This is a genomic window from Tenacibaculum lutimaris (assembly GCF_003610735.1).
GTDB lineage: Bacteria > Bacteroidota > Bacteroidia > Flavobacteriales > Flavobacteriaceae > Polaribacter > Polaribacter lutimaris.
This window is the reverse complement of sequence record NZ_RAQM01000014.1, coordinates 1-16795: the sequence shown is the minus strand read 5'-3', so window position 1 is coordinate 16795 and position 16795 is coordinate 1. Positions and strand designations below refer to the sequence as shown.

The 16795-nt window shown below is 32.6% G+C and carries 12 protein-coding genes; 7 read left to right on the top strand and 5 right to left on the bottom strand.

Annotated features, from left to right (window positions below; genetic code table 11):
- Positions 1-29 precede the first annotated feature (29 nt).
- Together carB and rpmH are read right to left on the bottom strand one after the other, a co-directional pair.
- Entirely contained in the window at positions 30-2882 is a 2853-nt protein-coding gene (gene carB / locus C8N26_RS13250; protein ID WP_028891114.1) for a carbamoyl-phosphate synthase large subunit, read from the bottom strand.
- Positions 2883-2984: 102 nt separating this feature from the next.
- A complete protein-coding gene (rpmH, locus tag C8N26_RS13245; protein ID WP_028891113.1) occupies positions 2985-3146 on the bottom strand; it encodes a 50S ribosomal protein L34 in 162 nt (53 codons plus the stop codon).
- A 231-nt stretch (positions 3147-3377) separates the two neighbouring features.
- Between rpmH and C8N26_RS13240 the strand changes: the two genes are divergently transcribed.
- The 3 genes from C8N26_RS13240 to C8N26_RS13230 all read left to right on the top strand — a co-directional run bounded on the left by C8N26_RS13240 (position 3378) and on the right by C8N26_RS13230 (position 9702).
- The gene (locus C8N26_RS13240) at positions 3378-4991 is read left to right on the top strand and encodes a CTP synthase (RefSeq protein WP_120187673.1); all 1614 of its coding nucleotides are present in this window, start codon (positions 3378-3380) and stop codon (positions 4989-4991) included.
- Between the two features lie 197 nt (positions 4992-5188).
- Positions 5189-7060, top strand: coding sequence for a membrane protein insertase YidC (gene yidC / locus C8N26_RS13235; RefSeq protein ID WP_120187672.1), 1872 nt, complete (start codon positions 5189-5191; stop codon positions 7058-7060).
- Positions 7061-7263: 203 nt separating this feature from the next.
- Positions 7264-9702, top strand: coding sequence for a TonB-dependent receptor domain-containing protein (locus C8N26_RS13230; protein WP_028891110.1), 2439 nt, complete (start codon positions 7264-7266; stop codon positions 9700-9702).
- 168 nt (positions 9703-9870) lie between these two features.
- Here the strand turns inward: C8N26_RS13230 and C8N26_RS13545 are convergent, their stop codons facing one another.
- On the bottom strand, positions 9871-10047 hold the full coding sequence (locus C8N26_RS13545) for a hypothetical protein (RefSeq protein WP_028891109.1): 177 nt from the start codon (positions 10045-10047) through the stop codon (positions 9871-9873).
- 145 nt (positions 10048-10192) lie between these two features.
- Between C8N26_RS13545 and fumC the strand changes: the two genes are divergently transcribed.
- Positions 10193-11593 carry a class II fumarate hydratase gene (gene fumC / locus C8N26_RS13225; protein ID WP_028891108.1) on the top strand — a complete coding sequence of 467 codons (1401 nt, stop codon included), beginning with the start codon at positions 10193-10195 and terminating at the stop codon, positions 11591-11593.
- Positions 11594-11696: 103 nt separating this feature from the next.
- Here the strand turns inward: fumC and C8N26_RS13220 are convergent, their stop codons facing one another.
- Positions 11697-13196, bottom strand: coding sequence for a hypothetical protein (locus C8N26_RS13220; protein WP_120187671.1), 1500 nt, complete (start codon positions 13194-13196; stop codon positions 11697-11699).
- A gap of 231 nt (positions 13197-13427) precedes the next feature.
- On the opposite strand from C8N26_RS13220, the gene C8N26_RS13215 reads away from it, so the two are divergent.
- Positions 13428-13901, top strand: a complete 474-nt coding sequence (locus C8N26_RS13215; RefSeq protein WP_120187670.1) for a nucleoside deaminase — start codon at positions 13428-13430, stop codon at positions 13899-13901.
- A gap of 88 nt (positions 13902-13989) precedes the next feature.
- Here C8N26_RS13215 and C8N26_RS13210 read toward each other — a convergent pair whose 3' ends face one another.
- Entirely contained in the window at positions 13990-14199 is a 210-nt protein-coding gene (locus tag C8N26_RS13210; protein WP_120187669.1) for an SHOCT domain-containing protein, read from the bottom strand.
- A gap of 139 nt (positions 14200-14338) precedes the next feature.
- Here C8N26_RS13210 and C8N26_RS13205 point away from each other — a divergent pair, with 139 nt between their 5' ends.
- The gene (locus C8N26_RS13205) at positions 14339-15334 is read left to right on the top strand and encodes a dienelactone hydrolase family protein (protein ID WP_120187668.1); all 996 of its coding nucleotides are present in this window, start codon (positions 14339-14341) and stop codon (positions 15332-15334) included.
- A gap of 142 nt (positions 15335-15476) precedes the next feature.
- Positions 15477-16718 carry a caspase family protein gene (locus C8N26_RS13200; protein WP_170141661.1) on the top strand — a complete coding sequence of 414 codons (1242 nt, stop codon included), beginning with the start codon at positions 15477-15479 and terminating at the stop codon, positions 16716-16718.
- Positions 16719-16795: the final 77 nt, after the last annotated feature.

Sequence of the window (16795 nt, the reverse complement as noted above, 5' to 3'; positions counted from 1 at the left end):
TTTTCTTTATTCTCTTTATCTAAAAAGAATTATTTACTCAAATACATTTTACGTCTTGCGTATAAATCATAGAACTGATCGTCTCTTAAACTTTCAATAAATAAGATACTTTCTCCTGTCGACTTCATTTCTGGTCCTAATTTCTTATTTACATTCGGGAATTTGTTGAAAGAGAATACTGGCTGCTTAATTGCAAATCCTTCTAATTGCGGATTAAAATCAAAATCAGTTACTTTTTTCTCTCCTAACATCACTTTAGTTGCGTAGTTTACGTAAGGCTCCTTATAAGCTTTTGCTATAAATGGAACTGTACGAGATGCACGCGGGTTTGCTTCGATTATATATACCTTATCATCTTTAATAGCAAACTGAATGTTAATTAATCCAACTGTATCCAATGCTAAAGCAATCGTTTTTGTATACTCTCTAATTTGTTCTAACACTAACTCTCCTAAGTTAAACGCAGGTAAAGTTGCATTTGAATCTCCAGAGTGAATTCCACATGGTTCAATGTGCTCCATAATTCCGATAATGTACACATTTTCTCCATCACAAATCGCATCTGCTTCAGCTTCAATAGCTCCTTCTAAATAATGATCTAATAATAACTTGTTATTAGGAATCTTACGTAATAAATCTACTACATGCTCTAATAACTCCTCTTTATTAATCACAATTTTCATTCCTTGTCCTCCTAATACATATGATGGACGTACTAAGATTGGGAAATCTAACTCATCTGCTAAAGCTAAAGCTTCATCAGCATTCTCTGCTACTCCAAACTCAGGATAAGGAATGTTATTATCTTTTAATAACGTTGAGAAGCTTCCTCTATCTTCAGCTAAATCTAATGCTTTATAGCTTGTTCCAATAATTGGGATTCCATATCTATCTAGCTTTTCAGCTAATTTTAAAGCTGTTTGTCCTCCTAATTGAACAATAACTCCTTCTGGCTTCTCATGCTTGATGATATCATAGATGTGCTCCCAGAAAACTGGCTCAAAGTATAACTTATCAGCCGTGTCAAAATCGGTAGAAACAGTTTCAGGATTACAGTTAATCATAATGGTTTCGTAACCGCACTCTTTTGCTGCATATACACCATGAACACAACAGTAATCAAACTCAATTCCTTGTCCAATTCGGTTTGGTCCTGAACCTAAAACAATAATTTTCTTCTTATCAGAAACCACACTTTCGTTTGATACTAAAACTTCTCCGTCTTCAGTTTCAATTTCACTTTCAAAAGTTGAATAGTAATATGGAGTTTGTGCCTTGAATTCAGCAGCACACGTATCTACTAATTTATAAACACGCTTAATTTTTAAATCCTCACGTTTTTTATATACTTCACTTTCTAAACAACCTAACATGTGTGCTATTTGACGGTCACCATATCCTTTTTGTTTAGCTTCTAATAATAACTCTCTGTCAAGGGTATCAATTGTGTACTTAGAAATTTCTTTTTCTAACTCATATAACTCTTCGTATTGACGTAAGTACCACATATCTATCTTGGTGATTTCGTGAATCTTACTTAACGGCATTCCTATCTGGATAGCATCATAAATAGCGAATACACGATCCCAAGAAGCATACTTTAGCTTATCTTTAATTTGGTTATAATCTTTATAACTTTTACCGTCAGCTCCAATTCCGTTACGCTTAATTTCTAACGATTGTGTTGCTTTGTGTAACGCTTCTTGGAACGAACGTCCAATTCCCATTACTTCTCCAACTGCTTTCATTTGTAATCCTAACGTTCTGTCAGAACCTTCAAACTTATCAAAATTCCAACGAGGTATTTTTACGATTACATAGTCTAAAGTTGGTTCAAATAATGCTGAAGTAGACTTTGTAATTTGGTTATCTAACTCATCTAACGTATAACCTGTAGCTAATTTAGCGGCAATTTTTGCGATAGGATATCCCGTTGCTTTTGATGCTAATGCTGATGAACGAGATACACGCGGATTGATTTCAATGGCGATAATATCTTCTTTCTCATCTGGAGAAACCGCAAACTGTACATTACATCCTCCAGCAAATTCACCAATAGAACGCATCATTTTAATTGCCATATCACGCATTTTTTGGAACGTTTTGTCAGATAACGTCATGGCTGGAGCTACTGTAATAGAATCTCCTGTGTGAATTCCCATTGGATCCATATTTTCAATAGAACAGATAATTACAACATTATCGTTATCATCACGTAACAACTCTAATTCGTATTCTTTCCATCCCATCATTGCCTTATCAATCATTACTTCGTGAATTGGAGAAATCTCTAATCCTCTTGATAATAATTCTTCAAACTCTTCTTCATTATAAACGATAGAAGCTCCTGCTCCTCCTAAAGTAAACGACGCTCTAATACATAATGGAAAACCAAATTCTTGTGCTATTTCTTTTCCTTTTAAGAATGAAGTAGCTGTTGCTTGAGGTGCCATTGGCACACCAATTTCTTCCATTAATAAACGGAATTTATCTCTATCTTCTGTGATATTAATTGCATCAATATCTACTCCAATAATCTCTACATCAAAATCTTTCCAAATTCCTTTTTCATCAGCTTCAATACAAAGATTTAAAGCTGTTTGTCCACCCATTGTAGGTAAAACAGCATCAATTTGAGGGTGTTCTTTTAAAATTTGAACAATAGACTTTGTAGTAAGTGGCAACAAGTATACATGATCAGCCATCGAAGGGTCTGTCATAATCGTTGCAGGGTTCGAATTAATTAAGATAGTTTCAATTCCGTCTTCTCTTAACGATCTTAATGCTTGCGATCCTGAATAGTCAAATTCACATGCTTGACCAATAACAATTGGTCCTGATCCAATAATTAAAATCGATTTAAGGTCTTGTCTTTTAGGCATTTTAGTTCGTGTTGTGTTGTGGTGTAAAAATAAAAATTGTTTGGTTATAAAAAAAGGCGATACTTATTAGTAACGCCTTTAAATATTAACAATAGTTAATCATTATTTCTTTGGTCTTGATTCAGATGAAACAGACAACTTTTTTCTTCCCTTTGCTCTTCTTCTAGCTAATACTTTACGTCCATTAGCAGAAGCCATTCTTTCGCGGAAACCGTGTTTGTTTCTTCTTTTTCTCTTCGATGGTTGGTACGTTCTTTTACTCATTACAGTATATCTTAAATATCTTCTTTAAATAATGTTTTGCTTTTGTGAAATTCCGTCTGCTAAAAGCGTGGGCAAATATACAACAGTTTTTCAGTCTGACAAATCCTATTTTTATTTTTTTTCAAAAAAAGTAGGTTTGGCAAAAATACTAAAACTTAAACAATCTTTTTTCTCTTTTTTTATTTGCTGTAATTGCCAGACTTCTTACTTTTGCGCAAACCTAACAACACCATGAACAACACAAAATACGTTTTTGTAACTGGAGGCGTAACTTCATCACTAGGAAAAGGAATTATAGCCGCTTCTTTAGCTAAATTATTACAAGAAAGAGGATACTCTGTAACTATTCAAAAATTAGATCCATATATTAATATTGATCCAGGAACATTAAACCCATACGAACATGGAGAATGTTATGTTACTGATGATGGTGCCGAAACCGATTTAGATTTAGGACACTACGAGCGTTACTTAAATATTCCTACTTCACAGGCAAACAACGTAACTACAGGTAGAATATATCAATCTGTAATTAATAAAGAACGTAAAGGAGAGTTTTTAGGAAAAACTGTACAAGTGATTCCTCATATTACTGATGAAATTAAAAACAGAGTTCAAATTTTAGGGAATACTGGTGATTTTGACATCGTTATTACTGAAATTGGAGGAACTGTGGGTGATATTGAGTCATTACCTTATATTGAAGCTGTTCGTCAATTACAATGGGATTTAGGTGAAGACAATGCTGTAGTTGTTCACTTGACCTTAGTTCCTTATTTGGCTGCTGCAGGTGAATTAAAGACAAAACCTACACAACACTCTGTAAAAATGTTAATGCAAAGTGGTGTAAGTCCTGATATTTTAGTTTGTCGTTCAGAACATGAAATTTCTGATGATATTAAACGTAAACTAGCATTATTCTGTAATGTTAAAAAGCAAAACGTAATTCAATCGTTAGATGCTGAGACTATTTACGATGTTCCTAACTTAATGTTTAAAGAAGGATTAGACTACGTTGTGTTAGATAAATTACGTTTATCGACTCGTAAACAACCTAAGTTAACTGCTTGGAACCGTTTTTTAGAGCGTCATAAAAACCCAACCTCTACTATTGAGATTGGTTTAGTAGGAAAGTATGTAGAATTACACGATTCATATAAATCAATTACCGAAGCATTTATTCATGCTGGTGCTGCCAATAAAACCAAAGTTAACGTTCGTTGGATTCACTCTGAAGAATTAACTCCAGAAAGTGCTATACAACAATTAGAAGGTGTAGATGGTGTTTTAGTGGCTCCTGGGTTTGGTGATAGAGGTATTGAAGGTAAAATCGCAGCAGTGCAATATGTACGTGAAAATAACATTCCGTTTTTAGGAATTTGTTTAGGTATGCAAATGGCAGTTATTGAATTTGCTCGTAACGTATTAAACTTAAAAGATGCTAACTCTACCGAAATGAATCCTAAAGTTGCACATCCTGTTATTAACTTAATGGAAGAGCAAAAAGACGTTACCGATAAAGGAGGAACTATGCGTTTGGGTGCTTGGGATTGCCAGTTGACACAAGATTCTAAAGTCTTTGAAGCCTATAAGCAAGAGTTAATTAGTGAGCGTCACCGTCACAGATACGAATACAATAACGAATATAAAGAGCAATTAGAAACGGCAGGAATGAAAACTGCTGGAATTAACCCTAAAACAGGATTGGTAGAAATTGTTGAAATACCTACTCATCCATGGTTTGTTGGTGTGCAATATCATCCAGAATATAAGAGTACGGTGTTAAATCCGCACCCTTTATTTGTAAGCTTCATTAAAGCAGCATTAAAGCAATCAAAAAAATAAACTCAAAAATCCTGTAATTTTAGTTACAGGATTTTTTATTCCTTCAATAAAATTTGGAATACTGTTTGAGCTACTATTCTTAACAAAATTATTCATTGTAAATCCTCTAATAATCTTTGGGGTTTTACTACCTTTGTCGGGTTTTTCAGACAACTAGAAAAACTTTAAGTGACAAGTTGACATTTTAACATATATCAATGGAACAAAAAAAATTTGATTTAAATTCCTTTATAGGAATGCTTTTATTAGGAGGAATTATGCTTTGGTGGATGAATACCCAAAAACCAGACGAAACTCCTGAAGCCACTACTCAAACAGAACAAACTACTAATGCTGCCGAGAACGCTCAAAACAACTTAACTGAAAACACCGTTTTAAACGATTCGTTACAGCAAATTGCTTTACAAAATAAGTTTGGAGCCTTTGCTTATGGTGCTTCTACAACGAAAGAAGGTAGTACTACAATTGAAAACAATCTTGTTAAGTTAACTGTAGATAATAAAGGAGGGCAAATTATTGAAGCCTTAGTTAAAAACTATAAAACCTACGATTCGTTACCTTTATACTTAGTTAAAGATAAAAACGCATCGTTCAATATCAACTTCGGTACTACTGACAATCGAATTTTAAACACCAAAGATTTATTATTTACTCCTTCCCTAACTAAAAATGGAGAGACGCAAGTACTTTCTATGAAGTTAAAAGTAGCTGAAGATAAATTCTTAGAGTACCGTTACGAAATGAAAGAGGGTGATTACCGTGTAGGTTTCGCTGTTCGTTCACAAGGATTGAGTAATGTTATCAATAGTTCTCAAGAAATCAATTTAGATTGGAACTTAAAAGGTTTTAGGCACGAAAAGAGTTTACAAACCGAAAACATGTATTCTTACTACTATTACAAAGCTGATGATGAAGTAGATTACTTACAAATGAACGATAATGAGGTAGTTAATGATATTGATTGGGTTGCGTTTAAACAACACTTCTTCTCTTCGGTTTTAACTTCTGAAACTCCTTTAAATAACGCTACCTTAAAATCTATTGATTTTGCAGGCGAAGATGTAGATAGCGTTTATACTAAAACCTACGGATTAAAAGCTCCTTTAGCTTTAACAAATGGAGAATTAAATTATAACATGCAATGGTTTTACGGGCCAACTGATTATAATTTATTAAAATCGTACGAAGGAACTAGTCTTAACGAAATTGCTGATTTAGGCTGGGGAATTTTCGGTTTCTTAAACCGTACAATTTTCTACCCTGTATTCAATATGTTAAAAGGATTTATTGGTAACTACGGATTAATCATTATTTTAATGACAATCGTTGTACGTATACTAATGTCTCCCGTATTATACAAGTCGTACTTATCTAGTGCAAAGATGAAAGTGATTCGCCCAGAAATGGAAGAAATCAACAAAAAGTACCCAGGTAAAGAAAACGCTATGAAGCGTCAGCAAGAAATTATGGCAGTACAGCGAAAAGCTGGAGTTAATATGATGTCGGGTTGTATACCCGCATTAATGCAAATGCCTGTATTCTTTGCTTTATTCAAATTCTTCCCTACGAATATCGAATTTAGACAAAAAGGTTTTTTATGGGCAAATGATTTATCTTCTTATGATACGGTTTTTCAACTTCCTTTTAAGATTCCATTTTATGGAGATCATGTAAGTTTATTCCCAATTTTAGCATCTGTGGCAATTTTCTTCTATATGAAAATGAACCAGAGCCAACAAGCTAATATGCAAGCTCCTACGCAAGAAGGTATGCCAGATATGAGCAAAATGATGAAGTGGATGATTTACTTCTCTCCTATCATGATGTTATTCTTCTTTAATAACTACGCAAGTGGATTAAGTTTATACTATTTCATTTCTAACTTGTTAACTATTGCAATTATGTTTATTATTAAAAACTACGTAATTGATGAAGATAAGATCCACGCTCAGATCGAAGAAAACAAAAAGAAGCCTGTTAAAAAGAGTAAATTCCGTGAGCGTTTAGATGCTGCCATGAAGCAAGCTCAAGAACAACAAGCTGCACAACAGCGTACTAAGAAAAAATAAATTACCTAATTTTAGGTAATTCGATTTTAAAAAACCAACTTTTTCTATCAGATGAAAAAGTTGGTTTTTTATTTTTAGCCTTTTCATTTATCGCTCTTAATTCCCTCTTTTTCAACTTCATTTCTTATTTAACATTCTTTTAACTAAACACCATTAAACCTTTCGGGAAATTTGCGGTCAAACAAGCTTTATAAATCAACGTAATGAAGAAATTTACCTTACTTATTATTTTACTAATTAGTTTTACAACTTTTGCCCAACGATCTGGCTCAAAAATCACCCTATCAGGAAAAGTAATCGAGACCAACTCAAAACAACCACTAGAATATGCAACTTTGGTACTTACAAACACTAGCACTCAACAAGTTGTTGGAGGTGTAACTGACGCCAACGGAAACTTTTCTATAGATGCTACATCAGGTACTTATGCTGTAAAAGTTGAATTTATTGGTTTTAAATCTAAAAGTTTAGGAAACCACACACTTACCGAGAATAAAAATCTAGGAGTAATTTCTCTTTCTGAAGATACTGAAACTTTAGATGAAGTTGAAATTATCGCAGAAAAATCGACTGTAGAAATACGATTAGATAAAAAGATTTACAACGTAGGTAAAGATATGACTGTTAAAGGAGGTAATGCTTCTGATGTGTTAGATAACGTGCCTTCTGTAAATGTAGATGCTGAAGGGGCTGTAAGCTTACGTGGTAACGAAAACGTTCGTATTTTAATTGATGGTAAACCTTCTGCCTTAGTAGGTTTAAGTGGTACAGATGCTTTAAGAAACCTTCCTGCTGACGCCATAGAGAAAGTAGAAGTAATTACTTCTCCTTCTGCTCGATATGATGCAGAAGGTACAGCGGGTATCTTAAACATTATTCTTAGAAAAGGGAAAATTACTGGGTTTAATGGTTCTGTAAACTTCTCTGTAGGTAATCCTGATTTATACCAAGTAAGCAGTAACTTAAATTACCGTACAAAAAAGTTTAACATCTTTTCTAACTTAGGCTATTCATACAGAAAAGGTCCAGGAAACTCTTATAGCGACTTCACGTATTTATCTGATGGTATAATTGATAGTTTAAGTACAGAAAAAAGAGTTTTTGATAGAAAAAATAAAAACTTCAACGGTTCATTTGGATTAGAGTATTATTTAAATGATAAAAGCTCTATTACAGGTACAGTTTTCTACAGAAATAATGATGGAGAAGATATCGCGACTAACAATACCCGTACTTTTGCTCCAGATAAATCTCTTATCAGAAGTTTTGAAAGAATTGAGTTTGAAACAGAAGATAACATCGATACTCAATACTCATTAAACTACACGAATAATATAGATGACAAAGGTCAAAAATTAATTATTGACTTACAGTATAGCGAAAACGAAGAAGATGAATATGCCAACATTACTAACAATTCAGTCTTAACTGAAAGAAATAGTCAAATTACTAAATCTAGAAATAGGTTATTTCAAATAGACTATGTGTTACCTCTTGGTGAAAAAAGTCAATTAGAATTAGGTCATAAAGCTGATTTACAAAACTTAACTTCTGATTTTCAAGTACGTGATGCAAATGGGCAACCTTTCGAGTTTGATCCTTCAAACGCCATTGATTTCAAACAATATATTTATGCCTACTACGCTCAATATGGTAGTAAGATAGATAAATTCTCGTACCTTTTAGGGTTACGTGCTGAACATACAGACATTGATTTAAGAGTTTTAAATACAGGAGAATTATCAGACAAAAACTATACGGAATGGTTTCCAACTGTAAATTTAGGCTATGAATTTAACGAAACTGATAATTTAACTTTAGGATATGCACGTAGATTGCAAAGACCACGTCACTGGTTTTTAAACCCTTTTGAAACTAGAAGTTCGAGTACCAATGTTTTTAAAGGTAACCCTGATTTAAATCCAGCTTACACTAGTTCTTTTGATTTAGGATATACTACACGTGTTAGTAAAATTACTTTAAACTCATCTTTATATTATCAATTTTCAACAGATTTAATCAGACCTGTATCAAGAGTTGAAACTAGAGATAATGGTAATGTGTTTGTTCGTCAATTTTTAAACTTAAACGATGAAAACCGTTATGGTTTTGAATTAACAACCAACTACAACCCTGTTAAATGGGCACGTTTATCAGCAACCTTTAACTATTTTAAATTTAATACTGATGCTTTTGATTATACATATTCTTACATAAATTCTGATACTGGTAATACAGTAACAGAAACAAAAACTTTACCAGAAGTAAATAGCAGTAGTTGGTTTGCTCGTTTTAATTCAAGAATTACCTTACCTGCAAAAATTGATTGGCAAACACGTATCATGTATCGTGGGCCTCAAGATGATGCACAAGGAAGTAGAGAAGGTATTTTTGTAACTAATTTAGCTTTCAGTAAAGACATCTTTAAAGAAAAAGCTTCTGTAGTGCTTAATGTTAGTGATTTGTTTAACGAACGTAAAAGAAAAGGCTACACTAATACTGATGATGTAAGATCATACCAAGAATTCCAGTGGAGAGAACGTCAAATAACGTTAAGTTTTACCTACCGTTTTAACCAAAAGAAAAAACGTGAACGTCCAGAACGAAACGGAGATTTCGATGGTGGAGGTGAAGGATTTTAATACTTAACCTAATACAATAAAAAGAGAGTTGAATAATCAGCTCTCTTTTTTATTTTAGGAAAGCGACCTTCTAAATCTATAACTTAAACTTATTTTTAGTTAAATAAGAACACAAAAAAACCACGCCTATTAGCGTGGTTTAAATATTTTTTTTATGGTATCTATAGATTACTTACCCTCTTCGGCAGCTCTCTTAGCTTCTCTTTTTAACTTCATGTTTTCCCAGATAGTTCCGCCAATCCAATAAGGAACTACAAATGTTAATAAGAAAATTAACAGCCAAAATCCAGCTGTAAAAATAAACATGAATAATACTAATCCTGAGAATTCTGAAAAATCTAACATTTGTTTCTTGTTAATAATTGTTATGCTACAAAATTATAACTATTTTTCTTTTCTTCCAATAAAATCTAATAAAAATCGCTCGTAAAAACTATTAGAATTTGTAATTTTGGACATCATTAATTTTTAGCATTTTAAATCATTCCAAATGACAAAATATAGAATTGAGAAAGACACTATGGGACAGGTAGAAGTACCTGCTGATAAATATTGGGGAGCGCAAACTGAGCGTTCTCGTAACAATTTTAAAATTGGTCCTGCTGCCTCTATGCCTTTAGAAGTAGTATACGGATTTGCATACTTAAAAAAAGCTGCTGCATACACTAACGCAGAATTAGGTGTTTTAGCTACTGAAAAGCGTGATTTAATTGCACAAGTATGTGATGAAATTTTAGAAGGAAAGCATGATAATCAATTCCCATTAGTAATTTGGCAAACAGGTTCTGGTACGCAAAGTAACATGAACGTTAACGAAGTAATTGCAAACCGTGCTCATGAAATTGCTGGAAAAGTGATTGGTGAAGGCGAAAAAACAATTCAACCTAACGATGATGTAAACAAATCACAATCATCTAACGACACCTTCCCTACTGGAATGCACATTGCAGCTTACAAAAAAATTGTAGAAGTAACTATTCCTGGTGTTGAGCAATTACGAGATACTTTACAAGCAAAAGCAGAAGCTTTTAAAGATGTTGTAAAAATTGGACGTACACACTTAATGGATGCTACTCCCCTAACCTTAGGGCAAGAATTTTCTGGGTATGTAGCACAATTAAACTTCGGATTAAACGCTTTAAAGAACACATTAGCACACTTAGCTCAATTAGCTTTAGGAGGAACTGCGGTAGGAACTGGATTAAACACTCCTGCTGGTTATGATGTGTTAGTGGCTAAATATATTGCTGAATTTACAGGATTACCATTTGTAACTGCTGAAAATAAATTTGAAGCTTTAGCTGCTCATGATGCTTTAGTAGAAACTCACGGAGCTTTAAAACAATTAGCTGTTTCTTTAAATAAAATTGCCAATGATATTCGTTTAATGGCATCAGGACCTCGTTCTGGAATTGGAGAAATTATTATTCCTGCTAACGAACCAGGGTCTTCTATTATGCCAGGAAAAGTAAACCCAACTCAAGCAGAAGCTATGACTATGGTTTGTGCACAAGTTATGGGTAACGATGTTGCAGTAACTGTTGGTGGTACACAAGGTCACTATGAACTAAACGTTTTCAAACCTATGATGGCCGCTAACGTATTACAATCAGCTCAATTAATTGGAGATGCATGTGTGTCTTTCGACGTAAATTGTGCTGCTGGTATTGAACCAAACCAAACAAGAATTACTGAGTTATTAAACAACTCATTAATGTTAGTTACCGCGTTAAATACTAAAATTGGATACTATAAAGCTGCTGAAATTGCAAATACAGCACATGCTAACGGAACTACTTTAAAAGAAGAAGCTGTACGTTTAGGATATGTAACTCCAGAACAATATGATGAATGGGTAAAACCAGAAGACATGATTGGAAGTTTAAAATAACCTCTTATTTACTAGAGAAATTTATTTAAAACTATTTAATAAATGAAGCCTCCCCAGTAATTTAACACTGAGGAGGCTTTTTTGTAAAGTCAATCTAAAAACTCTACTTTAAGCTATTTCTCATAAAGTCTTCTACTTCTTGTTTTGCTTTAATAGCTTCTACTTCATTAAATGTTTTTCCTTCCCCTCTTAATAAGTAAGCATTAAAAACATGACTTATATATAGCGGTGATTTCTTATTTGTTGAAAAGTTTACAGCGTTATGACAGCTAAAGCAGTTTGCTAAATTATCTGCTTCAATATCTTTTAAACTACTTTTAAAAGTTTGTGTATACGTTTCCATGGTAACATTAGCACAATTTACTGATCCTCTTGCTACCGAAGTACTATCAGGTGTTGCGTTTCCTATGTTTCCTCCTAAACTATTTATTGTAGCTGTTTGCTCTTCAGACGTCAATCCATCTGTATCAATCCAAAGAGAGCCATTGTAAAAGTAATTTTTCCAAACATCAGTTAAACTTTCTTTTACACAAAGATTAAGATTCTTTATGTTGTTAAAGTTTACAGGTTCTGATTGGCTTGTGTTCATAAAGTTTCCTACACTATCTCTTGGAACACCATACTTAAATAAATCGTACGCTTTATATGGTAGCTTAGCACTACCATTACTCCATACGATACCGTCAATTCCCGTAGTAGTTCCTTCAGCAAATAATAATTTATTGGTAGATGAAGATGCATTATTATCTTTCCAATTATAGTTTGGTGCTAAATCATCATGTTCAAAAGTAGCCCAAATAAACTCTGGGTGATTCTCTACAATACCTACAACGTGCATTCCTAATAAAGCTACTTCAGTATTTGTATATATTTCTCCATCTCTACTTAAAGCTGCAACAGTTGTATAATAGTTACCTATTTCTTCTTCAGCAATAGCAGTTACTGGTGTCCATGATACTTTTAACTCTAAAGAGCCCACTGGAAAAGATGCTTGATTATTTCCACTTAAAGTTCCGCTAACTATAGAATCTCTATACTTTCTTGATGCTTCTCTCATTGTAGGACTTATGTGAATTGAGTAAAATACTGTTTCTAAAACCCCATCTTCGTTATACCCAGGGTTTGTTTTTAAAGTTCCGCCCGATCCTGCTTGAGCAGTATCTATTAAAACCAAAGCAGCTCCTTCTTTTAGTTTTACATCTTGCATATGAGCTGTAACTTGGTGCATTTTCTTTGGGTTTAAAAACAACGGTAATGTTTCTCCTGTATATAAAGGAACTTCTTTTCCTTCTTGTTTTACTACTAATTTTTCTATTTTATATTCTGGTTTGGTTAGCCATAAAAACTTTTGCCAAGACCATTGATGAAAAATTGCATTGGTCGTACTCGATACATCAAACGGGCTTCCTTTTCCTTCTGAAGGGGCTGGGGTTTGTGTGTGAGGGAACCAATCATTTTCACATAAACTTTGTGTTGCTGTTTTATTATAAGCTACTTCTTCAACTTTTTTTTCAGCTTCTTTTTCTTTCTTCTTACAAGAATTTAAAAACACAATACTCATTATAAGCAATGCATTTAAAATAAACTTTGATGTTAATTTCATGATTGATTAGTTTTTGATTTTAAACAACAAGTTATATAAACCCTGTTTGAATATTAAAAAAGATACCATGAGTTATCTAATTATAGTTACGACACTCCCTATTTTAAGATCGAGTGTCATTTTACTTATGTATTAAAAAAGCTTATCAACGATTAAAATTGTATGTTACTTCATAAATGAAATGAAAGAAAAGACTTAGCTTTGTATTCCTTTTTTTATAAAAATTAAACAATGAATACACACGAAGAATATATGAGTGAAGCTGTAAAAGCAGCTTTAAAAGGAATGCAAAACAACGAAGGAGGACCTTTTGGTTGTATTGTTGTTAAAGATGGAAAAATCATTGGAAGAGGAAACAACAAAGTTACTTCTACCAACGACCCTACAGCTCACGCAGAAGTAACAGCCATTCGTGATGCTTGTAAAAATATAGGTTCTTTTCAGTTAGATGGTTGTATTGTATATACTTCTTGCGAACCTTGCCCTATGTGTTTAGGAGCTATTTATTGGGCGCGTCCTGATAAAGTTTTTTACGGTAGTAACCAACAAGATGCTGCTAACATTGGTTTTGATGATGAATTTATTTACAAAGAAATTCCGTTGCCATACGAAAAGAGAAGTATTCCGTTTGAGCAAATAGGACGTGATATTGCCTTAGAACCTTTTCAAAAATGGTCTGAAAAAGAAGATAAAATTGAGTATTAGAGTAAATAACCTCGAGATATTATACCCTTTGGCGGTGCCAATAAAGTTCCCTTTGTAGTTTTTACAAAGGGTTTCTTTTTTATTACACTTAAGAATCTAATACTTTTTTAGCCTCTTCATATTCTTCTTTGGTGATTTCACCTTTTGCAAAACGTCTTTTAAGGACTTCTAACGGAGATTCTTTTTTTGTTACTTGGAATAAAGAACTGTAAAACAAGAAAAAGAATACTCCTATTACTATCCAAACAATCCACCATACAAAGTGCATTCCCCAAAAATGTCCGTCGTGATAATGCATAACTATTTAGTTTTTATATTAAAACAACACTAAGTTACGGAATTATACAACTGAATGCCAACTAAATACAGTTTTAAATATAAGTTTTGCAACATGTCTTTTTCTTTTCAGTCTTTAATATAAAATTAAAAAGATTTATATGAAACTACTTACACTATTATTATCCTTATGTATTTGTTCAACAGCCTTTAGCCAAAGAACAAAAGACTTAAAGACTTTTAAACACCATTCTGTAGTAACAAATAAAGACACTATTAACTATCATACATACGTTAAAAAAGATATTGAATCTACAAATGTTCTTCTCTTATATGTTCAAGGTTCAAAAGCAATGTCACTATATCAAACAATGAAAGAAAATGGAAAAACGTATGTTGGAACAACATTACCTCTTGATTTTAACCTTTTGCCTGATAATTATCTATTTGTTGTAATATCTAAAAAAGGCTTTCCTTTCTTAACAAAAATGGATGAGGAGTTTCCTGTTCCTAAATCATATTATGAAAACCAAACATTAGCGTATCGAACTCATCAAGCCGACCAAGTAATTAACAGTATAACTAAAAAGCACCCAAATAAATTCAAAAAAGTTATTGCTCTCGGACACTCTGAAGGGAGCGATGTTGTTGCCAAATTAGGAACCGTGAATACTAGTATAACTCATTTTGGGTATTTGTCTGGTGGAGGTAACACTCAGTTTATTGACTTTATTACATTTACTAGAAAGAAATTAGCTAAAGGCTTAATTAGTGAAAAAGTAGCACAAAGAGAGATTAGTTCAATATTAGAAGATTTTAAAAAAATAATGGCAAACCCTAATGCTACCGATAAATATTGGGCTGGTAAAAACAATAGTTATAAAAGATGGAGTTCTTTTTCTGAGCCACCAATTAACAATTTATTAAAAATTTCAAAGCCTCTATTTGTAGCTATTGGAACAAAAGATCAAGCTGTAGCTCCTGAATCCGCTTACCTAATTCCAATAGAGTTTATTAGGAAACAGAAAAACAATTTAACATTCAAGGCTTATTCAGGTTTAGATCATGGATTTGGAAAAGAACTAGAGAATGGAAAATATGAAAAACATTGGAACACTGTTTTTAAAGATTTTTTGAACTGGGTTAACGAAAAATAAAAGCTCCCTTTCTTTTCATGTTATTTTTTTATATTTGAGAGAATAAAAATTGCTAAACTTTATATATCCCATACTATTCTCCGGATAAAACAACTAAGGTTTGGCATATAACGAGTTACCTGCAATTTGAAAAATAACATCTGTGATAAAAAACTTTATTCTTAACATAGCAATAGATGATTATGAGAACGCAGCTTTTCCTAAACTGAATAATGCTGTAAATGATGCTAAAAGATTAGAAAAAACTTTAATAAAAAATTATAGCTTTGAAACTATTTCCGATTCATTGTTTAATAAAAAAGCAACTCGGAAAAATATTATAGAAAGCCTTAATCATTTATCTTCTCTTACAACAGAGAATGATAATTTGATAATACATTTTGCTGGTCACGGTTCTTTGCATCCAAAAACAAAAAAAGGATATTGGATTCCTCAAGATGCTGAAAATCAAATCAGCGATTTTATACCTAATTCAACAGTTATTGATGCAATTTCAGGCATTGATGCTAAACATATTTTATTGATTTTAGATTCTTGCTTTTCTGGGTCTTTCTTGTCTCAAACAAGGTCAAATGTCGAGTTACATTATTTGAAACTAAATCAAAATAAATCTCGTTGGATAATAACATCAGGAAGAAATGAAAAAGTTTCTGATGGACAACCAGGAATTGGTAGTCCTTTTTCTATTATTCTAAATGAGTTTCTTGAACAAAACACAACAAAGACTTTTTCTGTCTCAGAACTTGCCACAATTGTATCTAAAGGAACTGGAAATTCCGCAAAGCAACAACCAATATTTGCTCATATTGAAGGAGTAGGTCATAACGATGGACAAATGATTTTTAATTTAACTAAAGAAATCAATCCATCTTTAGAAGTTCAATCTAATTTTAACAAAATAGTTGTGCCCTTTGAGTCTGCAAAAAAAATTCAAAAATTAGGTATAACACAACAAAGCATTTTTGCTTATTATAAAATTAATGATTCTATTATTGTAAAAGCATACGACTCAAAAAAAGATTTCATTTGCAATGCATACACTTACGAAGAAATTACACAATATATACCTGAACATATAGAAGTGGATGAAAATACATATGTTGCTGACTTAACCAGCTATAGCAAATTAGGGAAACCCGAAGAAGGTAGTTTTGACTATGCTACTGTTTCTTTTGAAAGGACTTTCATAAAAGACACACCATTTATGTCTATTTGTAAATGTCGAGGAAAAATGGTTGCCTTTAGTAAAACCTCTGATGGAAAATATAGAAACCTAATAAGATGGGGAGTTAACCAAGCGGAATCTGCTGCTTTAATGATAATTGCGTTAATAGAGGAAAATAAAATTGAAATAAAAACTGCAGGTAACAAAGAACTGAGGTAAAAAACAAGTAAATTTTATACTTTTTTAAACCAAAGTACTTTTATAATTTGCATCATAAGGTAAACCACTTTTTACTA